Origin of the sequence: Shewanella kaireitica (genome assembly GCF_023284045.1) — a bacterium.
GTDB lineage: Bacteria > Pseudomonadota > Gammaproteobacteria > Enterobacterales > Shewanellaceae > Shewanella > Shewanella kaireitica.
The window spans coordinates 28,699-44,454 of sequence record NZ_JAKIKQ010000008.1 but is presented as its reverse complement, the minus strand read 5'-3'; the positions used below and the strand labels follow the sequence as shown (position 1 = coordinate 44,454).

Sequence of the window (15,756 nt, the reverse complement as noted above, 5' to 3'; positions counted from 1 at the left end):
AATAAGATGAAAAAAATATTATCGGTTGTCATTGTTAGTGCCAGTTTATTGCTGACTGGCTGTCAAAGCGCCTACTACGGTGCAATGGAAAAAGTCGGTTATCATAAACGCGATATCATGGTCGATCGTGTTGAAGACGCTAAAGAGTCTCAAGAGGAAGCACAGGAGCAGTTTAGCTCTGCACTTGAAGAGATGCAGGCACTGCTTAATCATGACGGTGGCGACTTAGAAAGTGCCTACAATAAAGCAAAAGATGAGTATGAGTCAGCCCAAGATGCCGCCGATGATGTGACTAAGCGTATTGATAAAGTTGAAGATGTGGCCGAAGCCTTATTTGATGAGTGGCAAACAGAAATTGGCGAAATAAGCAAAGCCAGCCTTCGCCGCAATAGTGAGTCGAAACTAAAAGAGACTCGTCGTTCATATACTCAGTTAGTAAAAAGTATGCGTCGCGCAGAAAGTAAGATGCCACCAGTACTCACGGCGATGAAAGACAATATGCTGTACTTAAAGCACAACCTTAACGCCCAAGCCATTGGTGCAATCAAAGGTGAATTTACTAGCTTGCAAACTGATATATCAGGGCTTATCAAAGAGATGAATAAGTCGATTGATGAATCAACCAAGTTTATTGCTTCATTAGAAGGCAAATAAGCGCAGTCTAAAGTGAGGTTCCTAGATATTGACCTCTAGGAGCCATACTTGTGATCTTTCCCTTACTTTTTCACAAGCCATTTCCAATTACTCGATCCGCTGCACATCCTTGCTGCCGCAAAAGAACTTAATTGCTATAAAGCTTTCACATTAGTATCAATCATTACTAAACGTATTTGCTATGAGCTTTATCGAATCCTTAACGCTTACATTGGCACTCACCTACAGTGTTAGTCTGCTTTATTGGAGTGGCAAAAAATGGGGAGCAGCAGCAAGCGGAGTCCTCGTTTCAGCCGCTGTCTTATCAAGTCTATATTGGCCCCTAATAGCTGCTCTCGCGATTGCCGTCATCATCATAGGGATAGTTAACAAGTTCCAGCCTCAAGTCGCTCAGGGCGATATGAGGAGCAATAACCTTCGTGAAGGAGTCCAACATCTGCTGGCATTATCGATGCTGCTGGTTGGGGTGCAATTTGCCGTGAACAGTGCACTGCTCAAAGCTGGCGTGACCCCTTGGCTAATGCGCCCAGATGTGGGCGACGCCTTTCTGCCCATTGCAGGCGGCATCGAACTAAAAGCCATTGTGACACTGGGTATATGGGATCAAACTCACCCAGCAGCTGCAGTCATGCTCACCGTCGTGCTATTAACTGGCTTGCTCTGTAAACGTGCTTTTTGCGGCTGGGCTTGTCCACTTGGGATCGCTGGAGAGTATCTGTATAAACTCAGAAAGCGCTTTATCAAAGCTGAATACTTGCCACCAGCATGGTTGGATTGGCCGCTAAGAATGCTCAAGTATCTAATCTTAGCTGGCTTGCTATACATTATTATAGGGATGCCAGCCGCTGGTATACCGGGCTATTTGAATAGTAATTACCACAAGATAGCCGATCTCAAAATGGCGCTGTTTTTTATCACTCCAGGCTTAGTCACGTTAATTTGTTTTGGCTTTATCTTGAGTTTGTCAGCATGGCGCCGACAAGGCTTTTGCCGTTACATCTGCCCTTATGGAGCACTACTGGGGCTAGTTAGCTTTCTAAGCCCCTTTAAAATTCGCCGTAGCACACAGCATTGCTTGATTGAAAGTAAAGGCATGAACTGTGATAAGTGCACTCGTGCTTGTCCGGCGAATATTAGCGTACACACTCAAGGTAATGTTCGCTCAGATGAGTGCCAAGCCTGTATGCGCTGTGTGTCGGCTTGCCCAAAGAAAGAAGCTTTAACGTTTAGTACCCGTAACGGCATAAAACTGTCTGCACGAGGCCTGACGATCGGGTTAATTGCACTACTGTTTTTAATTCCACTTATCGCCTATCTAAGTGGTTTCTGGGTCAGCCAGACTCCAACAGAAACGAGGATGTATTTGATCCAACATTTAAACTCGATAGGTCACTAGCGGCTTATTAAAGCAAAAGCTATTGGGCAATTCATCACTATGAGTTGCCCTTTTTTAAATCTAAATTTTTGTTAATGGAGAAAGTTGGAACCATCTAAAACTTTCGCACTCTGACTATATGAGGCCAATGTTTACGCGCCAATTTTATTAGCTAACCACTGTAAAATGCTTTGCTAAATATTTGTTTTCTTGTTTTGTTCATCATCCCAACTGCACATTCCTAGTTAGGTTTGGCACCAGATTCAGTTTCGACGCTAGCGCACTCCAAATTGAACAACTTTTACGGCAATCCATATGGGTTGCCTTTTTTTTGTTATATCGCCCCTAAAACTTCATTGCCCATAAATGACAACAAAATGGTTTTGGGGTCAGTGTAACGCAACAAGCTACTACCAGATGGAACACTCTTACTCATAAAGAGTTGGCCATGTATTAATACCAGCACTACCCATCCATGGGTACTGGCATAAATGTTCCAGACACAAAAAAGCCCCGAGCATTTTCATGCTCAGGGCTTTTATAACTTTATGCTTGAAACAAACTAACTGCGCAGCATTAGCTGCAGCAAATTATTTTGCGTCTTTAGCAGTACGGTTATGACGCTTACGCTCGTTTTCAGTCAAGTAACGCTTACGAACACGAATGTTCTCAGGAGTTACTTCTACTAGCTCGTCATCATCGATGAACTCAAGCGCTTGCTCAAGTGTCATTTCGATATGTGGAGTTAGTACCTGTGCTTCATCAGTACCTGATGCACGCATGTTGGTAAGCTGCTTACCTTTCAAACAGTTAACTGTAAGATCGTTAGCACGAGCATGTAGACCAACTACCTGACCTTCATAAACTTCTGCAGCGTGAGTGATAAATAGACGACCACGCTCTTGAAGGTTAAACAATGCAAATGTCAGTGCTTTACCAGTTGCGTTTGAGATCAATACGCCACGAGCACGTTGACCAATATCACCGCCTTTCACAGGACCGTAATGGTCGAATGAATGGTAGATAAGACCAGTACCAGAAGTCGCTGTCATGAACTCAGTTTGGAATCCGATTAGACCACGGCTAGGAATAACGAAGTCGATACGTACACGACCCTTACCATCTAGCTGCATGTCACGCATGTCACCTTTACGTGTACCAAGCTTCTCGATGACTGCACCTTGATGCTCTTCTTCAACATCAACAGTTAGTGTTTCGTATGGTTCACACATCTCGCCATCGATCTCTTTTTCGATAACTTCTGGACGAGATACTGCTAGCTCGTAACCTTCACGACGCATGTTTTCAATCAAGATTGAAAGGTGAAGTTCACCACGACCCGATACGCGGAAACGATCTGGGCTGTCAGTTTCTTCAACGCGAAGTGCAACATTGTGTACTAGTTCCTGCTCTAGACGCTCAAGGATGTTACGTGAAGTTACGTACTTACCTTCTTTACCCGCGAATGGAGAAGTGTTGACTTGGAAAGTCATTGTTAGTGTTGGCTCATCTACAGACAGTGCTGGCAATGCTTCTACAGAAGTAGGTGCACAGATAGTGTCTGAAATTTGTAGCTGACCAAGACCAGTAATTGCTACGATGTCGCCAGCGTTAGCTTCGCTAACTTCGTGACGCTCAAGACCCATGTAACCAAGTACTTGGCCCATCTTACCGTTACGAGTCTTACCATCAGCGCCAAGTACTGTAACTTGCTGGTTAGTTTTAACACTACCACGCTTGATGCGACCAATACCGATAACACCCACGTATGAGTTGTAATCGATTTGCGAGATTTGCATCTGGAAATCACCTTCAGCATCAGCATCTGGTGAAGAAACTTTTTCAACGATAGTTTCGAATAGCGGCGTCATGTTGTCGCTAGTTTCGTCTGGATCTAAAGTTGCAAAACCGTTTAGTGCAGAAGCATAAACGATTGGGAAGTCTAACTGCTCGTCAGTTGCGCCTAGGTTGTCAAACAAGTCGAATACTTGATCGATAACCCAATCAGGACGTGCGCCTGGACGGTCAATCTTGTTAATAACAACGATTGGCTTAAGACCTTGAGCAAATGCTTTCTTAGTCACGAAGCGAGTTTGTGGCATTGGACCATCTACTGCATCAACTAGTAGTAATACTGAGTCAACCATAGATAGAACACGCTCTACCTCACCACCGAAATCGGCGTGACCAGGGGTATCAACGATGTTGATACGGTAATCGTTCCACTTGATGGCAGTGTTCTTGGCCAGAATCGTGATACCACGTTCTTTTTCAAGATCATTTGAATCCATCACCCGCTCAGTGGCTTCTCCTCGAGACTCAAGGGTTCCTGACTGCGCCAGCATCTTATCAACCAAGGTAGTCTTACCATGGTCAACGTGTGCAATAATGGCGATGTTACGTAAATTCTCTAACACGGCTAAACCTCTTACCATCGGTATAAAAATATAGGGGGTACTGACAACTGCTAAACCAAACTAGTATAGTAGTTGCAATAAAAAGCGTGACATTCTACTCTAGGTAGCAAGTATCTCACAGGATTATTTTTAACCAATCGTTAAAAATAACGCTTGCGCGTTGCTTTTCTTCGCCATAACGCCCGCTTTATATACACTTTTAATCCATCACTTTAATGATATTAATTCTACTCTACTCTCTGTTGCGCAGCCCTTTTCAGCTGTTTGAGGTGATTTTTCGCCGTTGTGCTGCCAAAAATCCTGTTTAATTTGTTTTTAGTAGCACTTCCCTGTTTTGGCATTTCAATAACGGTGCCCTTCTACAACGTTTTACTGTCTTGTATTGAAATAACACTTATCTATATTTGGTCGACTTTTCTTTGAATTACACCCTATGAAAAATTCTTCTGCTTGTTATTCTGGGCGCCAGCTTTTGTATTTAGAAAAGTTGCTTCTAAATAGATTGCACGATTATGACGCACGCACCAAAATGATCCACCTATCGCACCATTACAGTGCATAAAACTGCGATGCAAGTTTTCATCTCAGCCCATAATTGATTAATATCAAATAGTTATAGGTTTGGCACAACTCTAGCTTTAAACAAAGCAGAATCGCACTATGCGCTAAACATTAAGATAAGAACAAGGGATCACCCTTTACCCTACTCGGAGACTTTAGAATGTCAGCTGAATCAGTTTTACAACAACTAAAAGAATTAGAAGTTAAGTTTGTTGATTTGCGTTTTACCGACACCATAGGTAAAGAGCAACATGTTTCAATTCCTAGCCATCAGGTTGATGAAGACTTTTTCGAAGATGGTAAAATGTTCGATGGTTCTTCAATCTCAGGCTGGAAAGGCATTAACGAATCAGACATGGTACTCATGCCAGATGCTGCAAGTTTCGTACTTGACCCTTTCACAGCAGAAACAACAGCTAACATTCGTTGTGACATCCTAAACCCTGGCACTATGACAGGTTACAACCGTGACCCTCGTTCAATCGCTAAGAAAGCAGAAGACTACTTACGCTCTACAGGTATCGCAGATACAGTATTGATTGGTCCAGAGCCAGAGTTCTTCCTATTTGATGATGTTAAGTATGGCGCTGACATGTCTGGTTGCTTCTACAAAGTAGATGCTGAAGAAGCAGCTTGGAATTCAGGTACTAGCTACGAAGATGGCAACAAAGGTCATCGTCCAGGTGTTAAAGGCGGTTACTTCCCAGTAGCTCCAGTTGATTCATCACAAGATATCCGTAGTGCTATGTGTTTAGTACTCGAAGAGATGGGCCAAGTTGTTGAAGCGCATCACCATGAAGTAGCAACTGCCGGTCAAAACGAAATTGCGACTCGCTTTAATACTCTTACGCTTAAGGCTGATGAAGTTCAGGTGCTTAAGTATGTTATTCATAACGTTGCTCACGCTTACAATAAGACAGCTACGTTTATGCCTAAGCCAATCGTTGGTGATAACGGTAGCGGTATGCACGTTCACCAGTCTCTAGCTAAAGATGGCGTTAACATCTTTGCTGGTGACAAGTATGGCGGATTGAGCGAAACCGCACTATTTTACATCGGTGGTATCATCAAGCATGCGCGTGCAATTAACGCATTTGCTAACCCATCAACTAACTCTTACAAGCGTCTTATCCCGCACTTTGAAGCGCCAGTAATGCTTGCTTACTCAGCAGCTAACCGTAGTGCTTCGATCCGCATCCCAGTGGTACCAAGTGCAAAAGCGCGTCGTATTGAGCTACGTTTTGGTGACCCAATGGCTAACCCATACTTAGCATTCTCAGCAATGTTGATGGCTGGCCTTGACGGTATTCAAAACAAGATCCACCCAGGTGAAGCAATGGATAAAGATCTTTATGATCTTCCTGCTGAAGAAGCCGCTGAAATCCCAACAGTTGCGACTTCACTAGAAAATGCACTTGAGTGCCTAGACGCTGACCGTGAATTCTTAACTCGTGGTGACGTATTCAGCAATGACTTCATTGATTCTTACATCAAACTTAAGTCTGTTGACGTTGAGCGTGTTAACCAAACAACTCACCCAGTAGAGTTCGAGCTTTACTACAGCTTGTAATCTATAAGCCACTGTAGTGGCTTAACGGGTACAGAGTGCAAAGCCCTAAGCAGAAATGCTTAGGGCTTTTTTGTGTTTACAAATCAAACATTTCTATTTTGTACAATGCGACTACTTTGATCTACAGCTATAGTTATGACGGTAATACCAATTGCATTAAGTATTTGAGCAGTTCAGACCCCCTCAGTCTTTTCAATTCAAAGCGCATTGGTAAAGAAATGGTTATTCCCTTTTAAGCCAATGCAAAGCAGAAGTGGAAAGACTGAGGGGGTCACGTAGTGCGGGTTTCAAAACGCTGTATGCTTCGCTATGGGATTTGGATATAGAATAACTATTAGCTCAAACCCCACTACTTGCCTACAGCGTTTTGAATTCCCGCTGAATGGTCAAACTTTTAATGCAATTGGTATAACAAGCATTAACATTTACCGTATTTGTCACTCAAAAAGGAACTGCTATGCCTGCTGGGATCTACGTTCAATGCCGCTCTATTTTTTCTATTTTCACACTCATGTTGATGGGAATATTTAGTGCTAACGCTATCGAGTGGCCGCAGGAAGTGACCGCTAAAGAGGGTAACATTGTGGTGTATCAGCCGCAGCCAGAATCGTTAGACGGCAATATCTTGCAAGGGCGCGCCGCTATGTCTTTAGAGCTCATCGATAGAGATGACCCTATTTTTGGTGCCTTCTGGTTCAGTGCTCGCATTGACACAAGCACTGATAACGCAACCGTTAGGGATGTTAGAGTGACTCGAGTGCGCTGGCCAGAGTCAACCGAAGCCGATGAACAACGCTTTACCCAAGTGGTAGAAAAATCCATTGGCACCAGCAGCTTTACTATCTCGATGGAGCGCCTTTCTGCCAGCCTTGCCAACGCTAAACAGGAAAAGCAAAGCCTAGAGAATATTAAAAATGATGCGCCTAACATTATTTTTCGTCAGCAACTTACAGTACTCCTCTCCTATGATGGTTCACCGCAATTTAGAGAGATCGAAAATAGTCCTTATGAGCGAGCGCTAAACACCCCCTTTGCCGTGGCGCGCAACAAACAAACCAAGAAAATGTACTTAAGCAGTGGCACTTTTTGGTATACAGCAGACAACCCTATGGGGCCTTGGCAAGTCACTGAGTACCCGCCTGAAGATCTAGTAAAAATGCTGCCAAAATCCGATGATGCAGAAGCAAAAAATACCGGAACAGCGCCAGCTGTAATAGCAGTGAAAACCCCAACTGAATTGGTTGCAACCGATGGTAAACCCAAATGGAAGAGCCTAACCGAAGGTAAGTTGCTTTATGTCAGTAATACTGAGACAGCTTGGATAAGAGAGGTCTCTTCCGGTGACATGTACCTGTTACTTTCTGGGCGCTGGTTTCAAGCTAAAAAAGAAGCAGGCCCTTGGGCATTTGTCCGTGCTGATAAACTTCCTGCAAGCTTTAATGATATTCCACCCGAATCAGATATTGGTGGACTAAGGGTATCCGTCGCGGGCACAACCGAAGCGGATCAAGCTATGCTTGACGCCCAGATCCCTCAAACTGCTGCAATTAAACGCAGTGAAGCTAAGCTCAACGTCGAGTATGATGGCGAGCCAAAATTTGACGCGATCCCAGGCACTAAAGTCGCTTATGCGGTCAATACCGCGACTCAAGTTCTAAAAATAAATGGTCAATACTATGCCGTCGATAATGCCGTTTGGTTTGTTGCATCTGCCGCAAAAGGACCATGGAAAGTTGCCGATAATGTTCCAACAGATGAGATAGCAAAAATCCCTCCAAGCTCGCCAGTTTACAACACCACTTATGTCGAGATTTATGACTCGACCCCCGAGGTTGTCTATGTTGGTTATACCCCTGGTTACATGTGGTCTTACCCCTATTACGGGGTACCAGTATATGGCACAGGTTGGTACTACCCACCCTACTGGGGGCGTTACTACTACCCTCGTCCACCAACTTGGGGGCTGCATGTGGGCTATAACCCTTGGACAGGCTGGAACGTTGGCGTAAGTTGGAGTAATGGCTTCTTCAGTGTAGGTGTAGGTTGGAGCGCTGGCTGGGGGAACCATTATTATCCGGGTCGTTGCTGTGGTGGATATTACGGTGGAGGTTACCGACGCCCAGTGGTCATAAACACTGGCGACATCAACATCGGCAATAGCGTCAGTATTGGCAATAGAACTAACATCTCTAATAAGGTTGCTCGTAACAATAATATTTCAGGTAATCGTGTCGGTAAAAACAATCTATATAATCGTCCAGAGAATCGTGTGCGTAATGCCGATGCCAGCAAAATAAACAGCAACTTCAAACAGGCAACTCACAATAAGAATCGTGCTAATAATGTTTTTGCAGATAAAAATGGCAACGTAGCACGAGATTTAAACGGTGAGTGGCAAAGCCGTAACAAAGGCAATTGGACACCTGCCCCCCAGACTAGAGATCGAGTCGAAACAGGGCTAAATAACCGCGATATCAGTCAGCCGGTGACGCTGCCTTCTAGGCCAAATACTGAGTTAAACAGGCCTAGCAATATGAATAGGCAGATGAATAATCGTAATTTTGATCGTGAAAGCCTAAACCGCTCTCGTAATGCTCGTCAGCATGGCATGGTGCGCGAGGGGCGCAGAGGACGTTAACCCCGCTTTCACCATAGGAAAAGGCTTGCACATCGCAAGCCTTTTATATTTATGTATCCATACCTACGTCGCCCAGACTAAGTTGACACTCTGTTAATGGCTCGTTAGTTTAACGGTTAAAACACACCATAAGTCAGTGTTCTGACATCAAATAATAAGTGGCTCCTGATCTATGTGGCAAAAACTTCAACCCTATCGTTCTTCGATAATTCTTTTGTCGGCGCTACTCATTGGTGGCGCTATCGGTATCGTGTTACCAGAGTTTGCTTTATCGCTAAAACCCATAGGCCAAGTGTTTCTAAATTTACTGTTTATGATCATTGTGCCGCTAGTCGCGATTAGTGTGACCTCCTCTATTGCCCGCATGACCGACTTAAAAAAGTTAGGCATCATTCTTATCACGTTGTTCATGGTGTCTATTGCCATGGCGATCATTCCTGCAGTATCGATTGTCGGTTTAGCATTGGCTTTTGACCCTGCACAAGGTGTGGTACTCGATCTGCATCAACAGGTTGAAGCCGGATCTGGCAACATGGATTTTGTTGGACTACTGACCACCAATGACTTTGTCGGCTTACTGTCTAAATCTAACATACTGGCACTCATCATCATGTCAGTCATTGCCGGTATTGCGATTGGTCAATCAGGCAAAGATGGTGAGAAAGTCTCAGCCATGCTAGACAGCCTCAATACTGTGATAATGAAAATCGTTTCTATATTAATGGTCGCCGCGCCTGTAGGTTTAGGCGCTTACTTTGCCTCAACCATGGCTAGCCAAGATACCGAATTGCTCAGCACTTTTGCCCGCGCTATTGGCCTATTCTTTGTCGCCGCCTTTTTCTATTTTACTGTTGGTTCAACAACTTACGCATGGCTTGGTGGTGGAGTAACAGGCGTTACTCAGTTTTGGAAGAATGCGGTTGACCCATCGGTCACTGCATTAGGTACCAGCTCCTCGTTAGCCACATTACCAGTCAATATTCGTGCTGCAAATAAGATGGGGATAAAAGAGGAGATCGCCGACATCTGCCTGCCTTTGTTGGTTAACCTCAATAAAGGCGGGGCATCAATGACCACCGCGTTGAAGATTGTCTTTATCTATTCAATCTTAGGCTTGGATTTTAGCGCCGATGTTTTTGCTCTGACAGTACTTATCTCAGTGCTATCCGCCTTTATTATAAGTGGCGTACCTGGCGGTGCATTTTTAGGTGAAATTTTCATTGTTACCACCCTTGGGTTACCTATCGAAGTGATCCCCATTCTGGTCATTATTGGCGCAGTTACCGACGCCCCGGCAACATTAATTAATGTCATACATGACCTTAATGCTACCCAGATCATCGAGCGAATTAATGGCAAGCGCTATAAAAGCGCAACGATTATTGAATAAGTGCCGATAACAAAATGAGTAATAAAGATGAATTTAAGCTAGCATTATCAGCTTCTTATAGATGTGACACCTGAAGTGTCATATGCCTATAGTGTGACTGTCATATCAATGACGCCGTAGACAATGGTAATTTGTGTTCAACTTGCTGCAATTCAAATACAAACACAGCAAGGAGCACAAAATGGAAAACTCAATGACTCGACATAAAATGGATACCACTATGGAAATGGCTACAATCACCAATGGATATTGGTACTATTTTGATGATGCAGGAGTGCGTATTACCGCTCACGGTTCAGGGTATTCAGGCCAAGAAACCGTCTATGTTAATGATGAGGTAGTGAGTGATAAGCGTAATCTTGGAATGAAAAGCTCGCACGAGTTCTGCCACATGGGCAATGATTATGAGGTCAGATTTCAAATCACCAATCTTCTTACAGCTACTGTTGCTTGCGCCCTTTATAAAAATGGCGAGTATGTCACTACAGAAGCCAAGGCCTATCGCAATATGGATGGCAAATCAGCCCTCAAGCTAATATCACTATTTTTTGTCGCGGGGCTCATTTTTGGTGGGCTAGCAGCCTGGTTAACCCATCAGTTTATAGCTTGATTAAAAGCTAGATATATCGAAAAAGCTAAAGGAGCAGTGGAGTAAAATATGGAGATTGATGCGATAACCGTAAAAGCACTGCGCCAGTCTAAAGGCTGGACACAACAGCATTTGGCCGATGCTTGTGCTATTAGCTTACGCACGGTTCAGCGAGTAGAAAAAGAGGGCAGCGCATCAAGTGAGACATTGTTGGGTTTGTGTGCGGTGCTGGAGGTTGAACAAAAAAACTTGTTACAGATCCCAATTCCCGACCGCCAACAGATGCAACAAGTCTCTTTGCGATCTCAATCAATAATACTCGCTATTGCAGTGATATCTGGTGGCTGTATCGGTGCCATTATCACCTATCTAGCAATAAGCTAACACAAAGCCCAGGTTAAACACTTGGGCTTGTATAATATCTTCACGCTGCTAAAAATTTGCCTTGGCAATTACTGCCTTTGTGGCATGGTAAATACTGCAACTCTGCCGTCATGCCCAGCAGCAACCACAGTGTCGTTATCAATAGCCAGCGAATAGTAACCTTGTTTTAGTCCGTCTATCTGCAGCGGTTGCCAACTGTAACCATGGTCAAATGAAATATCTGTAGCGAGCTTTCCAGTCGCGATACAAGTAGCTTGATAACAAACCATTGCTGTGCGCAGGCCCGGTGTCGATTTTCGGGTTTTATGCCACACCTTATTCTTTAAATATACCATATTGGCATCATGCTTATCCCGTTGCTGGTAGTCGCCACCAACCACAAAAATATCATTAACGCTATTTTTAGAAATGCCATATCCGCCAGCAGTTTGAGTGTCATCAAACAAGGGGATATGCGTTCGTTGCCAATACTCGCCAAAGTCTTGCGAGGTATAAATCGAGCTACTGTAGCCGCCAGTAGTAAACCATGCTTGGCCAGACTCACCGACCATTAAGGTGTTACCGCTGGCCGCAAATGCCACTTCCCTATCGAGCATTTCCGGCAATCTGCCCCGAGCAATTCGTTGCCAACTCTGTCCACCATCACGGGTTCGTAAGATAACAAAGCAGCCGTCAACAGGATCGCCTAACAACAAACCATTATTTCTATCCCAAAACGCAATCGAATCAAAAAAGCCTGCTTCATGTTTGTTTTCCAACAATAACTGCCATGAAGCGCCCTGATCTTCGGTAATGTAGAGTTTAGATAACTCGCCTTCACCTGCCCCCATCACTATCGCCGTATTGGCATCAAATACTTCAATATCACGAAAATCGGTTAATGGTTGGTTTTTAACAGAAACATCGAGCCAAGTTTTCCCTGCATCCTTGGATAGGAACACGCTATTTTTAGACCCACTAACCCAGAAGACACCGTCAGCAGCAGCGCTACCACGAAATGATAGATTGGCATCTATTTGCTGGGTATTCCAGACACTGGAGACAGCTGAAAAACTGAATAGACAAAGTAACGACATGATTAACTTCATTAAACTCACCTTGTAATACTGAAGTACTGTAACTATCACCTAATACTAGGTAATAGGCAACTAACGCTTAAAAGACAAAACCATCTCAATCATCCTAATTCCCTCAGCGAACATTAGCACTCGATTAATTAAGCCAATATTAAACAACAACTTAGCTTAAAGTAAATTCAAAAAACAGTGGACAATTATTGTGCAACACGCCTAAACTGTGATCTCAATCACAGTTTTATGGAAGGAACTAATAATGAAAATATCCCTTACGACTCCATTGATACTAGCAACACTTCTATTCTCAACAACAACTTTGGCAGCAATGGCGCCTGTGGCAAAGTGTAACGATTGCAGTGCAGCAGCCGCACTTGATGCAGCCAAGGCATTAGCTGCAGACAATGTTTATGTCGTTGACTTTGTAAATGCAACAGCTCAGAAATTTGTATCTGATGATAAAGGCAACACTGTAGTCGCGAAAATGAGTCTGGGTGATATCACTAGATTAAACCAACAGTTTGACTACCGAAAAACACACTTACGTGCACTTAATCGCTAGACTTTGATGATCTTTCAAGGTTGTTGTTGCCGCAGCTTATGACTCTTTTGATAAAGCTGAGGCTATGGGGTTTAGTCATTCTCCGCAAGTAACCTATAACGCAGTAAAAATTGCTAAGAAGCGCAACCCTTCGAGTTCGTTTCAATGCTTTTATCACTGCGTTACGCGCTTTTCACTTAGCTCGATGCCTTTAGCTACCTATACCTGCAGCAAAAGCGTCGCTTAGCTTTATATTGATTTAATCAGCTGTAAGAATCCTTGGATATCGGCCTCATCATTATAAATATGCGGTGATACTCGCATTCCCAAACTCCGTACATCAACACTCACATTAGCGCTTTTTAGTGTTTGTAAGACTTGTTGCTGCTTATCTGCAAAATCTAAAATGATGGTACCGCTGCGCTGGCTTTTCTCGCGAGGAGAAACCACTTTGTCTTCTAATTCCTCAGTAATAACATCGAGTAACTGTTGGTTATGTTTCCGCAGCGCAATCGAGCCCACGCGACTAAAATATTCAATGCTGTGAGATGCTATGGCATAAGGGGCAATAGAGGGAGTACCGCCCCAAAACTTCAGTGCGCTTTGATGATAGCGAAAATCATGAATATCAAACTCAAACGGATTCTCATGGCTAAACCAGCCGACATCTTTAGGTTGGCAACTAGCTAAATGTTGGCCTTTAACCCACAGGTAAGCAGCCCCTGGCCCACCACATAGCCATTTAACGCTAGAACCTATCATGAAATCGGCCTGCAACGCGTTAAGATCTAGCGGTACAACCCCTGCTGACTGTGCGATATCGATTAAGCTCAATGCCCCTTTTGCTTTAGCCGTTTCGACAATCTTCTCTATTGGCGATAGCTGTCCCGTGTTTGAGTAAGCATGACTAACAAACACCATATCAACATCTGAAGTAATATAGCTATCCCATACATTAGCGTCAGTAATGTCGCTTTCAGCGGGGATAAACCGCAGCTCACAACCATTAGGTAATGCCTTCTTCAGCGCAAACCCCATGCTCGGAAAATCAAGCTCACTCATTAACACTACAGCGTCATTTTGCTGCAAGCGTTCTACTGACATCACCAACTTTGTCAGCGCACTCGACAGGTTAACTTGCGGGCAAAACTCACTAGCAGGGGCGTTAAACAATGTTGATAGCACCTGAGTGAAACGTTCGATAATACCAAGCCAATCTCCCCAAGGCTCAACACCAGAATCTTGCCACGGCGTAAAGAACTGTTGCTTAAAAGATTGCTCTGCTGATTTTAGTGGCCGCCCCACCGAGTGGTTCAATAGGTAACAACCCGGAGCCAACATAAAATCATTTTTAAAGTCTTTCATATTAAAGCGCCTCTAAACTGGCTTTGAGCGACTTAATATCATCATAACGCGTGTTGATATCACTGCGCTCAGCGGCAGCTCTGCGATCGCGTAGTTTTTCTAATGCATTCAAAAGTACCGGTAATGGTGGACCACTGGCGGTCACCTTGTCCATATGCTGTTGCTGCAGTTTCTTTGAAGGAGCAGCAATGTACTTGTTCACTAGCTCGTTATGATGTTGAATTGCAGTATCACCATGCAAAGCGCAAACCTCTAAGAACAGTGTTACATTTTCTGTAAACCACGGTTGCTGATTTAGATGCTGTAGTGCTAGAAGCTCATCCATAAAGCTGGTTCGGCGCATGCAATCACGCAAAATGCTTTGATCTTCTGGCATCATATACAAAAACTTATCCACCAGCATTTGCGAATAGGCAGGCTCATTAGCCTCACACAGTCCTAACAACATATCGATGACGTTAATGCCAGCAAAGTCACCCGCATTGGCACCACGATACACCTGACTGCCCACTCTATATGGCTTGTAATAGGGCCTTACACAATAGAAAAAGTCATCAGTATCGAGCTTTTTAAATAACTGTTGATTTGATTCTTTAACATCAACTAGCGCTTGCTTCGCGACCTTAAGTAAATCAGCGGCAATAGGGTGGGTGATCCCAAGAGGCTCAATTTTAATCAACGCGTCGGCTGCACGCTTATACGACAAAATCCCCTTAGTGTTGTAATCAACAAATAGCTTTTCCGCAGGCAGGTTAGTAAAGCGTTTATAGAGACCGTTCTGCGCACTGTTATGGGTGGTTAAATGAGCTGTGGCAAATCTTGGCGTAACACCGATAGAGGCGCCAATGTGCATTGCTAGCGCCGATGCTTCAGTGAGTGGTGAAACCCTTTCCCGGGAAGGCTCAGTGATCTCATGACGGCGACAAGCCGCCATATACAAACCCACATTTCCCAATAGATCAAAGGCATGATCAAAGCCTTCATCGGTATTTCCCTCTGCCAACAGGGTCGCAATCATCTCACGTCCTTCGGCTTCCAAGGCTTGCTTAAGGTGTTCACCAACACCTTCAACATTGGCGCGATCGGCCTGCTCAGCATAAAGTTGCTCTAATTCGGTATTAATCTCGACAAATCGAGTGCGGATCCAGTGATCAAAAGCTCGGGTATTGAGGGTCATTTAGTGAGTCCTATTTTTGTTC

At 44.0% G+C, this 15,756-nt stretch carries 13 protein-coding genes; 8 read left to right on the top strand and 5 right to left on the bottom strand.

Going from position 1 to position 15,756, the window contains the following annotated elements; all coding sequences use genetic code 11:
* Positions 1–6 precede the first annotated feature (6 nt).
* Together L2730_RS11780 and L2730_RS11775 are read left to right on the top strand one after the other, a co-directional pair.
* A complete protein-coding gene (locus L2730_RS11780) occupies positions 7–654 on the top strand; it encodes a DUF2959 domain-containing protein (RefSeq protein WP_248974777.1) in 648 nt (215 codons plus the stop codon).
* Positions 655–835: 181 nt separating this feature from the next.
* Positions 836–2,050: a 4Fe-4S binding protein gene (locus L2730_RS11775; RefSeq protein ID WP_248974776.1), complete on the top strand. Its 1,215-nt coding sequence runs from the start codon at positions 836–838 to the stop codon at positions 2,048–2,050.
* Between the two features lie 313 nt (positions 2,051–2,363).
* Here the strand turns inward: L2730_RS11775 and L2730_RS21985 are convergent, their stop codons facing one another.
* Together L2730_RS21985 and typA are read right to left on the bottom strand one after the other, a co-directional pair.
* Positions 2,364–2,495, bottom strand: coding sequence for a hypothetical protein (locus tag L2730_RS21985; RefSeq protein WP_283105723.1), 132 nt, complete (start codon positions 2,493–2,495; stop codon positions 2,364–2,366).
* Between the two features lie 124 nt (positions 2,496–2,619).
* Positions 2,620–4,464, bottom strand: a complete 1,845-nt coding sequence (typA, locus tag L2730_RS11770; RefSeq protein WP_283105722.1) for a translational GTPase TypA — start codon at positions 4,462–4,464, stop codon at positions 2,620–2,622.
* 703 nt (positions 4,465–5,167) lie between these two features.
* Between typA and glnA the strand changes: the two genes are divergently transcribed.
* The 5 genes from glnA to L2730_RS11745 all read left to right on the top strand — a co-directional run bounded on the left by glnA (position 5,168) and on the right by L2730_RS11745 (position 11,578).
* The gene (glnA, locus tag L2730_RS11765; RefSeq protein ID WP_020910491.1) at positions 5,168–6,577 is read left to right on the top strand and encodes a glutamate--ammonia ligase; all 1,410 of its coding nucleotides are present in this window, start codon (positions 5,168–5,170) and stop codon (positions 6,575–6,577) included.
* Positions 6,578–7,034: 457 nt separating this feature from the next.
* Positions 7,035–9,215 carry a carbohydrate-binding family V/XII gene (locus L2730_RS11760; RefSeq protein WP_248974774.1) on the top strand — a complete coding sequence of 727 codons (2,181 nt, stop codon included), beginning with the start codon at positions 7,035–7,037 and terminating at the stop codon, positions 9,213–9,215.
* Positions 9,216–9,387: 172 nt separating this feature from the next.
* A complete protein-coding gene (locus L2730_RS11755; protein ID WP_248974773.1) occupies positions 9,388–10,605 on the top strand; it encodes a dicarboxylate/amino acid:cation symporter in 1,218 nt (405 codons plus the stop codon).
* 181 nt (positions 10,606–10,786) lie between these two features.
* Positions 10,787–11,215, top strand: a complete 429-nt coding sequence (locus L2730_RS11750) for a hypothetical protein (protein WP_248974772.1) — start codon at positions 10,787–10,789, stop codon at positions 11,213–11,215.
* 48 nt (positions 11,216–11,263) lie between these two features.
* Positions 11,264–11,578, top strand: coding sequence for a helix-turn-helix domain-containing protein (locus tag L2730_RS11745; protein WP_248974771.1), 315 nt, complete (start codon positions 11,264–11,266; stop codon positions 11,576–11,578).
* 68 nt (positions 11,579–11,646) lie between these two features.
* Here L2730_RS11745 and L2730_RS11740 read toward each other — a convergent pair whose 3' ends face one another.
* Entirely contained in the window at positions 11,647–12,666 is a 1,020-nt protein-coding gene (locus L2730_RS11740; protein WP_248974770.1) for a WD40/YVTN/BNR-like repeat-containing protein, read from the bottom strand.
* Between the two features lie 244 nt (positions 12,667–12,910).
* Between L2730_RS11740 and L2730_RS11735 the strand changes: the two genes are divergently transcribed.
* Positions 12,911–13,213: a hypothetical protein gene (locus L2730_RS11735; RefSeq protein ID WP_248974769.1), complete on the top strand. Its 303-nt coding sequence runs from the start codon at positions 12,911–12,913 to the stop codon at positions 13,211–13,213.
* A gap of 228 nt (positions 13,214–13,441) precedes the next feature.
* On the opposite strand, the gene L2730_RS11730 is transcribed toward L2730_RS11735, so the two are convergent.
* Both L2730_RS11730 and L2730_RS11725 read right to left on the bottom strand, forming a co-directional pair.
* Entirely contained in the window at positions 13,442–14,557 is a 1,116-nt protein-coding gene (locus L2730_RS11730) for an aminotransferase class V-fold PLP-dependent enzyme (RefSeq protein WP_248974768.1), read from the bottom strand.
* 1 nt (position 14,558) lies between these two features.
* A complete protein-coding gene (locus L2730_RS11725; RefSeq protein WP_248974767.1) occupies positions 14,559–15,734 on the bottom strand; it encodes a PrnB family protein in 1,176 nt (391 codons plus the stop codon).
* Between the last annotated feature and the right edge of the window lie 22 nt (positions 15,735–15,756).